Raw genomic sequence first — 15,710 nt, 5'->3', positions numbered from 1 at the left:
GATGAACGACCTGTCCCGCCAGGCAACACGCCTTGAAGCCATCGAAGGCAGCTACGACAAGTGGCTGCTGGGCGCGATCATCGCGCTCACCGGCGTGGGCGTGGTGATGGTGGCGTCCAGCTCGATCGCCTTGATGAGCAGTCCGTTCTACTACCTCAACCGCCACCTGATCTTCCTGGCGGTGGGTATCGTGCTGGCGGTCATCGCCGCCCGCACCGAGCTGAAGTCCATCGAGCAGTACAACCAGATGCTGCTGCTGGGCTGCTTCGTGCTGCTGCTGGCTGTGTTCATGCCCGGCCTGGGCAGCACCGTCAACGGTGCGCGTCGCTGGATCAACCTGGGCATCTCCAAGTTCCAGACGGTCGAAGCGGTGAAGGTGCTCTACATCGTGTGGCTGTCCAGCTACCTGGTGCGCTTCCGCGACGAAGTCAACGCGACCTGGCCGGCGATGCTCAAGCCGCTGGGCGTTGCCGGTGCGCTGGTGGTGCTGCTGCTGCTGCAGCCCGACTTCGGTTCGTCCACCCTGCTGCTGGCGATCACCGCCGGCATGCTGGTGTTGGGCGGGGTGAACATGCCGCGCATGTCGATGCCGGTGATCATCGGCCTGGTCGGCATGAGCGCGCTGGCGATCATCGAGCCGTACCGCATGCGCCGCATCACCTCCTTCCTGGATCCATGGGCCGACCAGCAGGGCGACGGCTACCAGCTGTCCAACGCGCTGATGGCGGTGGGCCGTGGTGAGTGGACCGGCGTCGGCCTGGGCAACTCGGTGCAGAAGCTGTACTACCTGCCCGAAGCGCACACCGACTTCATCTTCTCGGTCACCGCCGAGGAATTCGGCTTCCTGGGCACCTGCGTGATCGTGGCCCTGTACGCGCTGCTGGTGGGCCGCACCTTCTGGCTGGGCATGCGCTGCGTGGAAATGAAGCGCCACTTCTCCGGCTACATCGCCTTCGGCATCGGCCTGTGGATCAGCATGCAGACCTTCGTTTCGATCGGCGTGAATCTGGGCATCCTGCCGACCAAGGGCCTGACCCTGCCGCTGATCTCCTCCGGCGGCTCGTCGGTGCTGATGACCTGCGTGGCGATGGGCCTGCTGCTGCGCGTGTCCTATGAACTCAAGCGCGCCGAGCGCCGCCAGGCCGTCCGCATCGGTGGTGCCGAGGACGCCGCTGCCGAGCCGACCGACCCGCCGTCCGCACCGGTGGCCGCCAGCGTGCCGATGAGCGCTGAGCCGGTGGCTGCCGCTGCGCCGAACGCTGCGCGTGGCACCAGCCGCCTGCAGTCGCGCATCGAACCGACTTTCGGGAGGCTGTCATGAGCAGCGCTTCCAACGCCCGTCCGGTAATGATCCTGGCCGGTGGTACCGGCGGTCACATCTTCCCCGGCCTGGCCGTGGCCCGCGTGCTGCGCGAGCGTGGCGTGCCGGTGACCTGGATGGGCGCCGACGGCGCGATGGAAACCCGCCTGGTGCCGCAGCACGACATCGCGATCGACACGCTGGCCATCACCGGACTGCGCGGCAAGGGCAAGCTGGCCCTTCTGGGCGCGCCGTGGCGGTTGATGCGCGCGCTGCGCGCGGCCGGCATGATCATCCGCAAGCGCCAGCCGCGTGCGGTGGTGGCCTTCGGTGGATTCGCCTCCGGCCCCGGTGGCATGGCCACGCGTCTGCATGGTCTGCCGCTGATCGTGCATGAGCAGAACCGCGCACCGGGCCTGACCAATCGCATCCTGTCGCGCTATGCGCGCCGGCTGCTGACCGGTTTCCCGGGCACCTTCTCCAAGCGCGAGGAGTTCGTCGGCAATCCGGTGCGTGCGGAGATCGCCGCCATCGCACCGCCGGAACAGCGCTTCGCCGACCGTCAGGGTCCGCTGCGCGTGCTGGTGGTGGGTGGCAGCCAGGGCGCGCGTGCACTCAACACCGGCGTGCCGCAGGCCATCGCTGCGATGGGCGCCGCGGTGCCGGTGCAGGTGCGCCACCAGAGCGGCGAGAAGCTGCATGCCGAAGCGGTCGAGGCGTATGCCAAGGCCGGCGTGCAGGCTGAAATCACCCCGTTCATCGCCGACATGGCCGAGGCGTTCGCCTGGGCCGATCTGGTCGTGTGCCGTGCCGGTGCGTCGACCCTGGCCGAGCTGTGCGCGGTCGGTGTCGGCAGCGTGCTGGTGCCATTCCCCGCTGCCGTCGACGATCACCAGACCCGCAATGCGGAGTACCTGGTCGAGCGCGGCGCGGCGGTGTTGCTGAAGCAGGACGGAACGCTGGCCGACGGCATTGCCGCACTGCTGCGCGATCTGTCCGAAAATCCCGCCCGCCGCATGCAGATGGCGCAAGCCGCGCGTGCCCTGGCCAAGGTCGATGCCGCCGAGCGCATCGCCGATATCATTCTTGAGGAAGCTGTATGAAGAAGGCATGCCACCGCGCCTGCCCTGCACGAGGCCGCGCATGATCCGTCGCCTGCACGACACCAACGATCTGGTGCGCGCATTCCCGCGCGTGCATTTCGTCGGCATCGGCGGCACCGGCATGAGCGGTATCGCCGAAGTGATGCTGACGCTGGGCTATGAAGTGTCCGGTTCGGACAACGCCGACAACGTGGCGACCCGCCGCCTGGCCAGCCTGGGTGCGCGCATCATGCGCGGCCACTCTGCGGCCAACGTGCTGGGCACCGACTGCGTGGTGGTCTCCAGTGCCATCCGTGAAGACAACCCGGAACTGATGGAAGCGCGCAGCCAGCGCATTCCGATCATGCCGCGCGCAGCGATGCTGGCCGAGCTGATGCGTTTCCGCCGCGGCATCGCCGTGGCCGGTACCCATGGCAAGACCACCACCACCAGCCTGACCGCTGCGGTGCTGAGCGAAGGCGGCCTGGACCCGACCTTCGTGATCGGTGGCCAGCTGCTGGCCGCCGGTGCCAACGCCAAGCTGGGCGGTGGGCAGTGGCTGGTGGCCGAGGCCGACGAAAGCGATGGCAGCTTCCTGCGCCTGAACCCGCTGATGTCGATCATCACCAACATCGATGCGGACCACCTGGAGAACTACGGCAACGACTTCGCCCGCGTGCAGGCCGCATTCGCCGAGTTCCTGCAGCGCCTGCCGTTCTACGGCCTGGCGGTGCTGTGCATCGATGACCCGGAAGTGGCCGCACTGGCCGCCAAGACCCCGCGCCACGTGATGAGCTACGGCATGAGCCCGCAGGCGGATGTGCGCGCGGAGAACGTGGTGCAGGAAGGCTCGCGCATGCGCTTCACCCTGCGCCTGCCGCAGGGCACCAGCCAGGAAGTGGTGCTGGCGCTGCCGGGCAGGCACAACGTGCTGAACGCATTGGCCGCCGCCGCAGTGGGCTGGCAGCTGGGCGTGGCCCCGGACGCCATCGCACGCGCGCTGGAAAGCTTCGCCGGCGTGGGCCGTCGCTTCAATGACCTGGGCGAAGTGACCACCGCCAGCGGTGCCAAGGTCCGCATCATCGATGACTACGGTCATCACCCGAGCGAGCTGGAAGCCGTGTTCGCCGCCGCCCGTGGTGGCTGGGCCGACAAGCGCCTGGTGGTGGCCTTCCAGCCACACCGCTACAGCCGAACCCGCGACCAGTTCGACAAGTTTGCCGCCGTGCTGTCCAGCGTCGATGCGCTGGTGCTGAGCGAGGTCTACCCGGCCGGTGAGGAACCGATTGCCGGTGCCGATTCGCACGCGCTGGCCCGGGCCATCCGTGCGCGCGGCCGCAGCGAGCCGGTGGTGGTGGGCAAGGCCGCCGAACTGGCCAGCGTACTGCCGGACGTGCTGCAGGACGGTGACCTGCTGCTGATGATGGGGGCGGGCGATATTGGCGCTGTCGCAAGCCACATCGCCGTGGAAGGTTTCAAGGCGGAGGGTGAAGCGTGAGCACGCTGACCTTCCCGCCGCTGCGCGTGACCGACCCGGCCGTGTTCGGCCGCGTCGCCGTGCTGCTGGGCGGCAGCTCCAGCGAGCGCGAAGTGTCGCTGGACTCCGGCCGCAACGTGTTGGAAGCCCTGCAGTCACGTGGCGTCGATGCGTTCGCCGTGGACGGCATCCCGGCGCTGGCCAAGGCGCTGGCCGCTGGCGGCATCGACCGCGTGTTCAACATCCTGCACGGCCACAACGGTGGCGGTGAGGACGGCATCGTGCAGGGCCTGATGGATGCCTTCGGCGTGCCGTACACCGGTTCGGGCGTGCTGGGTTCGGCGCTGAGCATGGACAAGATCCGCACCAAGCAGGTGTGGCTGTCGCTGGGCCTGCCGACCCCGCAGTACCGGAAGGTCGACGCGTCGAACGTGCATGCGCTGGCGGCCGAACTGGGCCTGCCGGTGGTGGTGAAGCCGGCCAACGAAGGCTCAAGCGTAGGCATCAGCCGGGTCACCGACGACGCCGGTCTGGATGAGGCCGTGGCGCTGGCCGCGCGCTACGACGGCCAGCTGCTGATGGAGCAGATGGTGGTGGGCGACGAACTGACCGTGGCTATCCTCGGCAATGTTGCGCTGCCGTCGATCCGCATCGTGCCCAAGGGTCAGTGGTACGACTACAACGCCAAGTACATCGCCGAGGACACCCAGTACCTGTGCCCGGGCCTGGACGGTGAGGACGAAGACGAGATCCGGCGCATCGCGCTGGCCGCGTTCCGTGCTGCCGGTTGCCGTGGCTGGGGCCGCGTGGATGTCATGCGTGATCGCAGCAGCGGTCGCTTCTTCCTGCTGGAAGTGAACACCGCGCCGGGCATGACCAGCCATTCGCTGGTGCCCAAGGCGGCCGGCCAGGCCGGCATCAGCTTCGAAGAGCTGGTGTGGCGCGTGCTGGAACAGACCCTGGAGGCCCCGCACGCATGAACGCGGTGCTGCGCATCTTCGTCTGGCTGTTGGCGCTGTCGGTGGTTGCACTGCCGGTGGTGGCCGTGGTCAATGGCTGGGTCGGCGCCGAGCGCTGGCCGCTGGCGAAGCTGCGCGTGCATGGTGAGTTCAAGCGTGTACCGGCCGAACAGCTGCAGCAGGTGCTGCTGCCGTATGCGCGCGCCGGGTTCTTCGCGGTCAAGCTGCAGGATGCCCAGGACGCACTGGAAAAACTGCCGTGGGTGGAAAGCGCGCGGGTACGCAAGCAGTGGCCGGATGTGCTGGAAGTGACCCTGGTCGAGCACAAGCCATTCGCGCGCTGGGGCAACGATCGCCTGGTCTCCGAGCAGGGCAAGCTGTTCCCCACGCCGAAGAAGCTGGCCGACCTGGCGCTGCCTGAACTGGACGGTCCGGACAGCCAGACCGAAGAAGTGATGAAGCTGTACAGCGACTCGCGTGCATTGTTCGCACCGGCCGGCGTCGATGTGCGCCGGGTGACGATGGATGCACGCGGCAGCTGGTCGCTGGTGCTGAGCAACGGCACTGAAGTGGTGGTGGGCCGTGACGACGCGCGCTCGCGCATGCAGCGCTTCGTCAAAGTGCTGCCGCAGCTGAACCGCCAGGACGCGCCGATCGAGCGCGCCGACCTCCGTTACACCAATGGTTTCACGCTGAGCTGGGGTACCCCGGCCACGCCGGCGAAAACGCCGGCGACCTCGGCCAGCAGGACGCAGGAAAGGACATGAATCGCAAGGGTGACAAATCGCTGATCGTTGGCCTGGACATCGGCACCTCCAAGGTGGTGGCGCTGGTGGGCGAGTATTCGCCGGGCAACCCGATCGAAGTGATCGGCATCGGCTCGCATGAGTCGCGCGGTTTGAAGCGCGGCGTGGTGGTGGACATCGAATCGACCGTGCAGTCGATCCAGCGCGCGGTGGAAGAAGCCGAGCTGATGGCCGGCTGCGAGATCCGCTCGGTGTACGCCTCGATCTCCGGCAACCACGTGCAGTGCAAGAACTCGCCGGGCATCGTGCCGATCCGCGACGGGGAAGTGACCTGGGGCGACCTGGATCGCGTGCTCGATGCGGCCAAGGCGGTGGCGATTCCGGCCGACCAGAAGATCCTGCACGCGATCCCGCGCGAGTACGTGCTGGACGACTCGCAGGAAGGCATTCGCAACCCGGTCGGCATGACCGGCGTGCGCCTGGAGGTGCATGCGCACCTGGTGGTGTGCGCGCAGTCGGCCGCGGCCAACATCAGCAAGTGCGTGCAGCGCTGCGGCCTGCAGGTGGATGACCTGGTGCTGTCCTCGCTGGCCTCCAGCGTGGCCGTGCTGACCGCCGACGAGCGCGAGCTGGGCGTGGTGCTGGTCGACATGGGCGCCGGCACCACCGATATCGCCGTGTTCGTGCAGGGCGCGATCTGCCACACGGCCTCGCTGCCGATCGCGGGCGATCACGTGACCAACGACATCGCGCACATGCTGCGCACGCCCACCCCGGAAGCCGAGCAGATCAAGGTGCGCTACGCCTGCGCCCTGGCCCAGCTGGCCACCGCCGAGGAAAGCATCCAGGTGCCGTCGGTGGGCGACCGCCCGCCGCGCCGCATGCCGCGCCATTCGCTGGCGCAGGCGGTGCAGGGCCGTTACGAGGAGATCTTCGAGATGGTGCAGGCCGAACTGCGCCGCTCCGGCTTCGAGGGGCTGGTGCGCGCCGGCATGGTGCTGACCGGTGGTGCTTCGAAGATGGAAGGCGTGGTCGAGCTGGCCGAGGAAATGCTGCAGATGCCGGTGCGTGTGGGCATCCCGCAGCACGTTACCGGCCTGGGCGAAGTGGTGGGCAACCCGGTGCACGCCACCGGCGTGGGCCTGCTGCTGATGGGCAGCCAGATCGAGCACCCGCGGCGGCCGTCGCTGCCCACCGGGCGCGCTGGAAGCATGTTCAAGAAACTCAAGACCTGGTTCCGCGGCGAGTTCTGACGCGGAACCGGCAACACCCGGGTGACCCCCGGCAGCAACACCGGCAACACGACGCAACAACGCAACACACAACCCACACAGCCGCAACGCAGGCATGCAGCAGGACGGCAGGACGCCCGAATGCCCATGCCAGCCAAAGCGGATACAACGAGGACACGGACATGGCGCATTTTGAACTGATCGAAAAGATGGCACCCAATGCGGTGATCAAGGTGGTTGGCGTGGGCGGCGGCGGCGGCAATGCCGTGGCGCACATGGTCAACTCGGCAGTGGATGGCGTGGAATTCATCACCGCCAACACCGACTCGCAGGCCATCAAGAATTGCGGTGCCAAGCTGCAGCTGCAGCTGGGTACCAACGTGACCAAGGGCCTGGGCGCAGGCGCGAACCCGGAAGTCGGCCGCCAGGCCGCGCTGGAAGACCGTGAGCGCATCATGGACGCCCTGCAGGGCGCGGACATGGTGTTCATCACTGCCGGCATGGGCGGTGGCACCGGCACCGGCGCTGCACCGGTGGTGGCGCAGCTGGCCAAGGAAATGGGCATCCTGACCGTGGCCGTGGTCACCAAGCCGTTCCCGTTCGAAGGCCGTCGCCGCATGCAGGTGGCGCTGAAGGGCATCGAGGAACTGAGCCAGCACTGCGACTCGCTGATCACCATCCCGAACGAGAAGCTGATCACCGTGCTGGGCCGCAACGCGACCATGATCCAGGCCTTCCGTGCCGCCAACGACGTGCTGCAGGGCGCCGTGCAGGGCATCGCCGACCTGATCGTGCGTCCGGGCCTGATCAACGTCGACTTCGCCGACGTGCGCACCGTCATGTCCGAAATGGGCCTGGCGATGATGGGTACCGGCACCGCCCGTGGTGATGACCGTGCCCAGGCCGCTGCTGAAGCCGCGATCCAGAACCCGCTGCTGGACGATGTGAACCTGGCCGGTGCCAACGGCATCCTGGTCAACATCACCGCCGGCGCCGACTTCACCATGGCCGAGTTCGACGAGATCGGCCGCACCATCGATGGCTTCGCTTCCGAAGACGCCACCGTGGTGGTCGGCACCGTGCTCGACCCGGACATGCAGGACGAGGTGCGCGTGACCGTGGTCGCCACCGGCCTGAACCGCGTGTCGGCCAGCAAGACCCAGCGTCCGGGCGAGCGCGCGCCGATCAAGCTGGTCCGCAACGCCACCACCGGCCAGCCGGAATTCGGCGACTTCGACAACGGCGGCGACGCCGTGTCCAAGGCCGTCGGCGGCATGGGCCTGGGCCTGCGTCGCGCCAGCAGCGATACCGCGGCGGCTTCGGCTCCGTCGGCGCCGTCCTCCTCGGCCCCGGCCGCGGCGGAACTGCCGAACGATTACCTGGACATCCCGGCGTTCCTGCGCCGCCAGGCGGACTAAGCGGGGCGGCCCGGGGTTGTCCTCCCCGGGTTGCGCCACCATGTCCTGAAAACGCGGGCGCCGGGCCAGGATGGGCCCGGCCGCCCTGCTTCATGTGCGTCCCTTTGGCGCGCCGGTGTGTCCTGCCTGCCTTTCAGCCGGGGTAGGGGGCCGTGCGTGTTAATCTAATGTGTCACTTCCGGTCCATCCCCCATGATCCAGCAACGCACCCTCAAGAACACGATCCGCGCCACCGGCGTTGGCCTGCACAGCGGTGACAAGGTCTACATGACCCTGCGCCCGGCACCGGTCAACCATGGCATCGTGTTCCGCCGCGTGGACCTGGACCCGGTGGTGGAAGTGCCGGCCAAGGCCGAGCTGGTCACCGAAGTGACCCTGTGCACCGGCCTGACCTGCAACGACGCCAAGATCCAGACCGTCGAACACCTGATGTCGGCGCTGGCCGGCCTGGGTGTGGACAACATCATCGTCGAACTGTCCTCGGCCGAGCTCCCGATCATGGACGGTTCGGCCGGCCCGTTCGTGTTCCTGCTGCAGTCGGCGGGCATCGTGGAACAGGATGCGCCCAAGCGCTTCATCCGCGTGCTGAAGACCGTGGAAGTGACCGAGGGCGACAAGGTGGCCCGCTTCACTCCGTACGAGGGCTACAAGCTGGGCTTCACCATCCAGTTCGACCACCCGATGATCCCGGCCAAGCAGTCGCGCCAGGAAATCGAGTTCTCGACGCTGGCCTACACCAAGGAAATCTCCCGCGCGCGCACCTTCGGCTTCATGCGCGACCTGGAGTACATGCGCGAGCGCAACCTGGGCCTGGGCGGTTCGATGGACAACGCCATCGTGCTGGACGAGTTCCGTGTGCTCAACGAAGACGGCCTGCGCTACGCCGACGAATTCGTGCGCCACAAGATCCTCGACGCGATCGGCGACCTTTATCTGGCCGGTGGCCAGGTGCTGGGCGCCTACGAGGGCTTCAAGTCCGGCCACGCGCTCAACAACAAGCTGGTGCGCGCGCTGATGGCCGACGCCACGGCCTGGGAATGGGTCAGCTTCGATTCGCCGGCCACGCCGGACCCGGTCGAATACGCCACCCCGGCCTACGCCTGATTCATGTAACTTATTGAAATTAAAGATAAATGCGCCGCCTTCAAGGGCGGCGTTGTCGTTTCTGGAACCCGCATCGCATTCAGCATGCTTGACGGCCATCAAGGCTGGTTCGAAGTCACGGTTTTGTGAACCTGTTGGATCGGAAGCCTGAATTTAACGTCGTTTTAACAACAATCTAACGACAGGCCCCCGGATGGCAGCTAGGATGCGACCCGGCCCCCGAAATGTTTCACGCCGTGGTGACACGTGCGACGGGGAGCGGAGCCGGATGCTCCGTTGTCGTCAGGACCGCTTCTTCGGCTTCGAAGGAACGTCCTGCAGGCAAGCCAAGGCGTCGCGTAGCCCTTTGTGCGTGGCGGCTGAAACTGCGTGGGGGCCATTCCGGTTGTCGATCGCTGGGGAGCGTGAGGGAGTGGTGGACGCAGTCTTGATGGTCACCCTGGTGGCCTTCAGCCCGATGGAACGGGCCGCGTCGAGCAACTGGGCTTCGGCAAGCCGCAACTTGGCATGCCAGACCGGGGACTCGACGAGAAAAACGAGGTGTTCCCCGTCCACATTGGCCAGCCGGCAACGGCTGCGCAGAGGTGGCGGCAACTGGGGGCGCAACTGACGGTCCAGCGCGTCGAGCCACAAGGCACGCCGCAGCGGGTTCCCGCTTTTGTCCGCCATCACCGCATCCAGCGCCGGTTTCGGCACTGACGCGGGGCGAACGCTGGATTTCGGCTCAGACATGAAAACTCACTGATGGCATTCAAAAAGATCGTAATCAAAACGCGTGAAGGACAGGCCAAATCGTCGCCGATCACGCGTTTGCGGTTCTATTTCGAGGACCGCCCCCGCGCCCTGCTGGGCAGCGTGCTCGGGGTAGGCTGCATTATCGGCCTTGCTGGCGGCATTGGCGCCAGCGCGCTGAATGATTCCCGCCTGCAGGCCAAGGTCGAGCGCCAGGACGCGGAGCTGGCCAAGGTCAAGCGCGATGCGCAGACCCAGGTCAACGCACTGGCGGCCCGCCTCGGCGAGCTGCAGGCGCAGGCCACCCGCCTCAACGCCCTTGGCGAACGGCTGACCCAGATGGGCAAGCTGGAAGACGGCGAATTCGACTTCAACGAGACCCCCGGCCTCGGTGATGGCGATGCCGGCGGCCCGACCAGCGACATCCCGGTCAAGGACGTCAACGCCGACTTACAGGTGCTGGAGCAGCGCTTCGCTGCTTCAGGCCGTCAGTTGTCGGTGATGGAATCGCTGATGTTCGACCACCAGCTGCAGCAGAACGCCGTGCCCTCGCGCATGCCGATCCGCAACAGCTACGTGACCTCCGGCTTCGGCACCCGTGCCGATCCGTTCGGCCGCGGTGCCGCCACCCACAAGGGCATGGATTTCCACGCCAAGGTCGGTGACCCGGTGATGGCCGTGGCCGAAGGCGTGGTCAGCTTCTCCGGCGTGAAGGGCGGCTACGGCAATGTGGTCGACGTCGACCACGGCAATGGTTATGTCACCCGCTACGCACACAATTCGCGCCTGGTGGTGAAGGTCGGCGACCTGGTCCGCGCCGGGCAGGAAGTGGCCAAGGCCGGTTCCACCGGTCGTTCGACTGGCGCCCACGTGCACTTCGAGGTGTGGGAGAACGGCAACGTGGTCAACCCGCGCAAGTTCCTCGGCGACGGCGGCAACACGCCGGTCGGCCGCGTCAGCCGCGGCTGATCCCCGGTCCGGGGGGGGATCCCATTCGCCGTGGCGAAAGGGATTCGACCCCGCATCTGTGTTTCTTTGCCGAATCCGGGGCGATCGCGACCGGATCGGCGCTTGAAACCTCAGCCGGCCGTCCCAAGCTACAATGGGTGTTGCCATCGACAGGGCGCCAGGCGCCCTGTTTCGTTTGCGGCGGACGGATCCCAAGGGGGAGGCCGGGCGTCGTGTCCATCCAACCCGGTTCCTTCAATGATCAACAGCCTGCTTACCCGCGTATTTGGCAGTCGTAACGAACGACAGCTGCGCCAGCTCAACCGCATCGTCGCCAAGATCAATGCGCTGGAGCCGGAGATCGAGAAGCTTTCCGACGAGCAGCTTCAGGCCAAGACGCCGGAGTTCAAGCAGCGCATCGCCGATGGTGAAGCCCTGGACAAGGTGCTGCCGGAAGCGTTTGCGGTCTGCCGCGAAGCCGGCCGCCGCGTGCTGGGCATGCGCCATTACGACGTGCAGCTGATCGGCGGCATGGTGCTTCACCTGGGCAAGATCGCAGAAATGCGCACCGGTGAAGGCAAGACCCTGGTGGCAACCCTGCCGGTGTACCTCAACGCGCTGGAAGGCAAGGGCGTGCATGTGGTCACCGTGAACGACTATCTGGCGCGCCGCGACGCCGCGCAGATGGGCAAGCTGTACAACTGGCTGGGCCTGAGCGTGGGCGTGGTCTACCCGGGCATGCCGCACAGCGACAAGCGCGAAGCCTACGCCTCGGACATCACCTACGGCACCAACAACGAATTCGGCTTCGACTACCTGCGCGACAACATGGCGCTGTCCAAGGCCGACCGCTACCAGCGCGGCCTGCACTACGCCATCGTCGACGAAGTCGACTCCATCCTGATCGACGAAGCGCGTACCCCGCTGATCATCTCCGGCCCGGCCGATGATTCCCCGGAGCTGTACATCCGTGTCAACCGCGTCGTGCCGAACCTGGTCAAGCAGGAAGCGGAAGACGGCGAAGGCGACTTCTGGGTCGACGAGAAGGGCAAGCAGGTGCACCTGTCCGAAGCGGGCATGGAGCACGCCGAGCAGCTGCTGGTCGAGGCCGGCATCCTCGACGGCGAGACCGAAGGCCTGTATGCACCGCAGAACCTGACCGTGGTCCACCACCTCAACGCCGCACTGCGCGCGCACGCGATCTACCAGCGTGACGTGGACTACATCGTGCGCGATGGCGAAGTGGTCATCGTCGATGAGTTCACCGGCCGTACCCTGTCCGGCCGCCGCTGGTCCGATGGCCTGCACCAGGCCGTGGAAGCGAAGGAAGGTGTGCCGGTCCAGCGCGAGAACCAGACGCTGGCGAGCATCACTTTCCAGAACCTGTTCCGCATGTACAAGAAGCTGTCCGGCATGACCGGTACGGCTGATACCGAAGCGTTCGAGTTCCAGAGCATCTATGGCCTGGAAGTGGTTGTGATCCCGACCAACCGCCCGACCATCCGCAAGGACAGCCCGGACCAGGTGTTCCTCAACCGCAAGGGCAAGTTCAATGCGGTGCTGGCGGACATCGAAGAGTGCGCCAAGCGTGGCCAGCCGGTGCTGGTGGGTACCACCTCGATCGAAACCTCGGAAATGCTGTCCGAGCACCTGCGCAAGGCGGGCGTGAAGCACGAAGTGCTCAACGCCAAGCAGCATGACCGCGAAGCGACCATCGTCGCCAATGCCGGCCGTCCGGCGGCGGTGACCATCGCCACCAACATGGCCGGCCGCGGTACCGACATCGTGCTGGGCGGTTCGCTGGAAGCGGAAATCCACGAGCTGGGCGAAGGCGCGACCGATGAGCAGAAGGCCGCGGTCAAGGCCGACTGGCAGAAGCGCCACGAGGCGGTCAAGGCTGCCGGCGGCCTGCACATCGTCGGTACCGAGCGCCACGAGTCGCGCCGTATCGACAACCAGCTGCGTGGCCGTTCGGGCCGCCAGGGTGACCCGGGTTCGTCCCGCTTCTACCTGTCGCTGGAAGACAACCTGATGCGCATCTTCGCCTCCGACTGGGTGCAGAAGGCCATGCGCATGATGGGCATGAAGGAAGACGACGTCATCGAGGACCGCCTGGTCAGCCGCCAGATCGAGAAGGCGCAGCGCAAGGTCGAGGCCCACAACTTCGACATCCGCAAGAACCTGCTGGACTTCGACGACGTCAACAACGACCAGCGCAAGGTGATCTACGCCCAGCGCGACGAACTGCTGGACGCCGAATCGGTGAAGGACAACGTCGATGGCATCCGCGACGACGTGATCTTCGACGTGGTGGCCCGCTTCGTGCCGCCGAATTCGATCGACGAGCAGTGGGACCTGCGTGGCCTGGAAGCGACCCTGGAGTCGGACTTCGGCCTGCAGATGTCGCTGACCGACCTGGTCAAGTCGCACGAAGAGCTGGACGCCGAAGCCATCGCCGCCAAGGTGCAGGAGCGCGTCAACCAGCACTTCGCCGAGAAGGAAGCCGGCGTGGGCGAAGAGACCATGCGCGCGCTGGAGAAGCACGTGATGCTGACCGTGCTGGACCAGAGCTGGAAGGAGCACCTGGCCCGCATGGATTACCTGCGCCAGGGCATCTACCTGCGCGGTTATGCGCAGAAGCAGCCGAAGCAGGAATACAAGAAGGAAGCCTTCGAGCTGTTCTCGGACATGCTGGAAAACGTCAAGCGCGAAGTGGTGACCCTGCTGTCGCGCGTGCGCATCCGCAGCGACGAGGAAGTGCAGGCGCTGGAAGCGGCCGAACGCCAGCAGGCCGAAGCCCGCCTGAGCCAGTCGCAGTTCCAGCACCAGGACGTGGGCGGCTACAGCGCCGACGAGGAAGCCGCGCAGGTGCAGGCTGCCCAGCAGGGCATCGCACAGGTGCAGCGCGACGAGCCGAAGATCGGCCGCAACGATCCATGCCCGTGCGGCAGTGGCAAGAAGTACAAGCACTGCCACGGCCAGCTGAGCTGACCCCGAAGAGCCCCGCGAAAGCGGGGCTCTTCTTTTATGGCGGCTGTTTCGCAGGGCTGATCCGGCCGGATCCGAGATTGCGCGGGCCGCCCTGTTCTGGGCATGCTTCATCCATGCCTTCCCCCACCCGATCGATCCACGTTGTGGCCGCCGTCATCACCGACGCCCGTGGCCGCGTGCTGCTCAACCGCCGTACAGAGAACCGCGACATGGCGGGGCTGTGGGAGTTTCCCGGCGGCAAGCGCGAATCCGGCGAGACCTCCGAACAGGCGCTGGTGCGCGAACTGCGCGAGGAACTGGGCATCGAGGCCGATGTCGGCGAGTGGCTGATGGACGTGCCGCAGCGCTATCCGGACAAGCACCTGACCCTGGAAGTGCGCCACGTGCGCAGCTGGAAGGGCACGCCACGCGGGCGCGAAGGCCAGGCGATCACCTGGGTGGCGCCGGACAAGCTGGGCCGCTATTCAATGCCGCCGGCAGACCTGCCGGTGGTGGCCGCGCTGCGCCAACCGGACAGCTACCTGATCACCCCGGCACCGGGCGAGGATGGCAGTGGCGTACAGCGCTGGCAGGACCAGCTGCAACGCGCCGTCGCGGCAGGCCGGCAGCGCATCCAGCTGCGCCTGCCGCCGGCGCATCCGCAGCGGCAGGCGATGGTCGAGCAGGCTGTGCGTGCGCATCGCCGCAGTGGCGTGCAGTGGCTGCTCAACCGCGATATCGAGCTGGCACGCGCATTGGGCGTGGGCGTACATCTGGGTAGCGAGCAGTTGCTGAAACTGTCGCAGCGTCCGCTACCGGAAGGCCAGCTGGTTGCCGCATCCTGCCATGACCTGCAGCAGCTGCAGGCGGCACAGCAGCTGGGCTGTGACTTCGCGGTGCTGGGCCCGGTGCAGGCCACCGCCAGTCATCCCGAGGCTGTGCCGCTGGGGTGGGATGCGTTCGCCGAGCTGCGTGCACAGGTGTCACTGCCGATCTACGCACTGGGTGGCATGGGCAGCGGCCATATCGCCGAAGCGCGTCGCCACGGCGGGCAGGGTATTGCGGCCATTCGCGGGCTGTGGCCGGAGTAACGCGCGCACGCGGGGCGCTGACCCCATCGGTAGATCCACGCCATGCGTGGATGGATGCCCGCGATCACAACGTGATCCAGAAGCACCCGTACTGTCGCCGCAGCCCCAGTACCGTAGAGGCACGCGCCACGCTACCCGGCAAGGTCTGCTCCAGGCGCAGGCCGACTGGATGCCGCGCCACTGCGGGCTCAGGGTCAGAGCCCTGCGCAGCAGGGCTCTGACCTTCATCCTGCGTTTGCTGCAGTGCCTGTGAGGGATACACCGGCACCACATCCACCAGCGGCCGCCGTGCCAGCGATTCCAGCTGGCCGAGAATGCGCTGCGCGCCTGCGTCGGACACCGCGCCCCACAGGTACAGCGAAGACAGCCGATTGACGTCGTTGCTGAGGATGCCGTTGCGCAATGCGTCCACGAGCTCGCTCAGCCGGCGCGGGCAGCGCGCACCCAGGATGTCGCGCGGTGCGGTGTTGCCGGTGGGGGCGGGCGGCGGTAGCCGTGACCGTGCGCCCACGCTGTCACAGGGGCGGTCGGTGTAGACGCTCTGCCCCTGCGCATCGGTGCAACGGTTCAGGCGCGGGGACTGCGCATGGGCAACAGGGGCCATCGCGCACAGCGGCAACAGCACCAGCAGGAGGGAAAGGCGGATCATCC

General features: G+C 66.8%; 12 protein-coding genes and 1 pseudogene. 11 read left to right on the top strand and 2 right to left on the bottom strand.

Annotation, left to right across the window (positions count from 1 at the left end; genetic code table 11):
- Window position 1: 1 nt before the first annotated feature.
- The 8 genes and pseudogenes from ftsW to lpxC all read left to right on the top strand — a co-directional run bounded on the left by ftsW (window position 2) and on the right by lpxC (window position 9,318).
- Window positions 2-1,321 carry a putative lipid II flippase FtsW gene (gene ftsW / locus D7Y61_RS04645; RefSeq protein ID WP_180865297.1) on the top strand — a complete coding sequence of 440 codons (1,320 nt, stop codon included), beginning with the start codon at window positions 2-4 and terminating at the stop codon, window positions 1,319-1,321.
- Window positions 1,318-2,403, top strand: coding sequence for an undecaprenyldiphospho-muramoylpentapeptide beta-N-acetylglucosaminyltransferase (gene murG / locus D7Y61_RS04640; protein WP_180865296.1), 1,086 nt, complete (start codon window positions 1,318-1,320; stop codon window positions 2,401-2,403). Before ftsW ends, murG begins: the two co-directional genes overlap by 4 nt.
- A 40-nt stretch (window positions 2,404-2,443) precedes the next feature.
- The gene (gene murC / locus D7Y61_RS04635) at window positions 2,444-3,880 is read left to right on the top strand and encodes a UDP-N-acetylmuramate--L-alanine ligase (protein WP_180865295.1); all 1,437 of its coding nucleotides are present in this window, start codon (window positions 2,444-2,446) and stop codon (window positions 3,878-3,880) included.
- Complete coding sequence (locus D7Y61_RS04630; RefSeq protein ID WP_180865294.1) at window positions 3,877-4,839, top strand: D-alanine--D-alanine ligase; 963 nt, start codon at window positions 3,877-3,879, stop codon at window positions 4,837-4,839. The genes murC and D7Y61_RS04630 overlap by 4 nt, the downstream gene beginning before the upstream one ends.
- Window positions 4,836-5,513, top strand: a pseudogene (locus tag D7Y61_RS04625) (cell division protein FtsQ/DivIB); the annotation flags it as partial. The gene D7Y61_RS04630 and the pseudogene D7Y61_RS04625, both read left to right, overlap by 4 nt.
- Window positions 5,514-5,581: 68 nt before the next feature.
- Window positions 5,582-6,817 (top strand): cell division protein FtsA, encoded by a 1,236-nt coding sequence (gene ftsA / locus D7Y61_RS04620; protein WP_180865292.1) that lies wholly within the window; start codon window positions 5,582-5,584, stop codon window positions 6,815-6,817.
- Between the two features lie 161 nt (window positions 6,818-6,978).
- On the top strand, window positions 6,979-8,214 hold the full coding sequence (ftsZ, locus tag D7Y61_RS04615; RefSeq protein ID WP_058980418.1) for a cell division protein FtsZ: 1,236 nt from the start codon (window positions 6,979-6,981) through the stop codon (window positions 8,212-8,214).
- A gap of 192 nt (window positions 8,215-8,406) precedes the next feature.
- Window positions 8,407-9,318 (top strand): UDP-3-O-acyl-N-acetylglucosamine deacetylase, encoded by a 912-nt coding sequence (gene lpxC, locus D7Y61_RS04610; RefSeq protein WP_004143722.1) that lies wholly within the window; start codon window positions 8,407-8,409, stop codon window positions 9,316-9,318.
- 282 nt (window positions 9,319-9,600) lie between these two features.
- Here lpxC and D7Y61_RS04605 read toward each other — a convergent pair whose 3' ends face one another.
- Window positions 9,601-10,050, bottom strand: coding sequence for a DUF721 domain-containing protein (locus D7Y61_RS04605; protein WP_032956682.1), 450 nt, complete (start codon window positions 10,048-10,050; stop codon window positions 9,601-9,603).
- Between the two features lie 12 nt (window positions 10,051-10,062).
- Between D7Y61_RS04605 and D7Y61_RS04600 the strand changes: the two genes are divergently transcribed.
- From D7Y61_RS04600 to D7Y61_RS04590, 3 genes are all read left to right on the top strand, one after another.
- Complete coding sequence (locus tag D7Y61_RS04600) at window positions 10,063-11,019, top strand: M23 family metallopeptidase (RefSeq protein ID WP_180865291.1); 957 nt, start codon at window positions 10,063-10,065, stop codon at window positions 11,017-11,019.
- Between the two features lie 237 nt (window positions 11,020-11,256).
- A complete protein-coding gene (gene secA / locus D7Y61_RS04595; protein ID WP_180865290.1) occupies window positions 11,257-13,989 on the top strand; it encodes a preprotein translocase subunit SecA in 2,733 nt (910 codons plus the stop codon).
- Window positions 13,990-14,102: 113 nt separating this feature from the next.
- Window positions 14,103-15,059 carry a Nudix family hydrolase gene (locus D7Y61_RS04590; protein WP_180865289.1) on the top strand — a complete coding sequence of 319 codons (957 nt, stop codon included), beginning with the start codon at window positions 14,103-14,105 and terminating at the stop codon, window positions 15,057-15,059.
- Window positions 15,060-15,123: 64 nt separating this feature from the next.
- Here D7Y61_RS04590 and D7Y61_RS04585 read toward each other — a convergent pair whose 3' ends face one another.
- On the bottom strand, window positions 15,124-15,708 hold the full coding sequence (locus D7Y61_RS04585) for a DUF4124 domain-containing protein (RefSeq protein WP_180865288.1): 585 nt from the start codon (window positions 15,706-15,708) through the stop codon (window positions 15,124-15,126).
- Between the last annotated feature and the right edge of the window lie 2 nt (window positions 15,709-15,710).

The sequence above is a fragment of the Stenotrophomonas maltophilia genome (genome assembly GCF_013464485.1).
Lineage (GTDB): Bacteria > Pseudomonadota > Gammaproteobacteria > Xanthomonadales > Xanthomonadaceae > Stenotrophomonas > Stenotrophomonas maltophilia_AW.
Note: the sequence above shows the minus strand (reverse complement) of the source record. Positions and strands in the feature narration are given on the sequence as shown.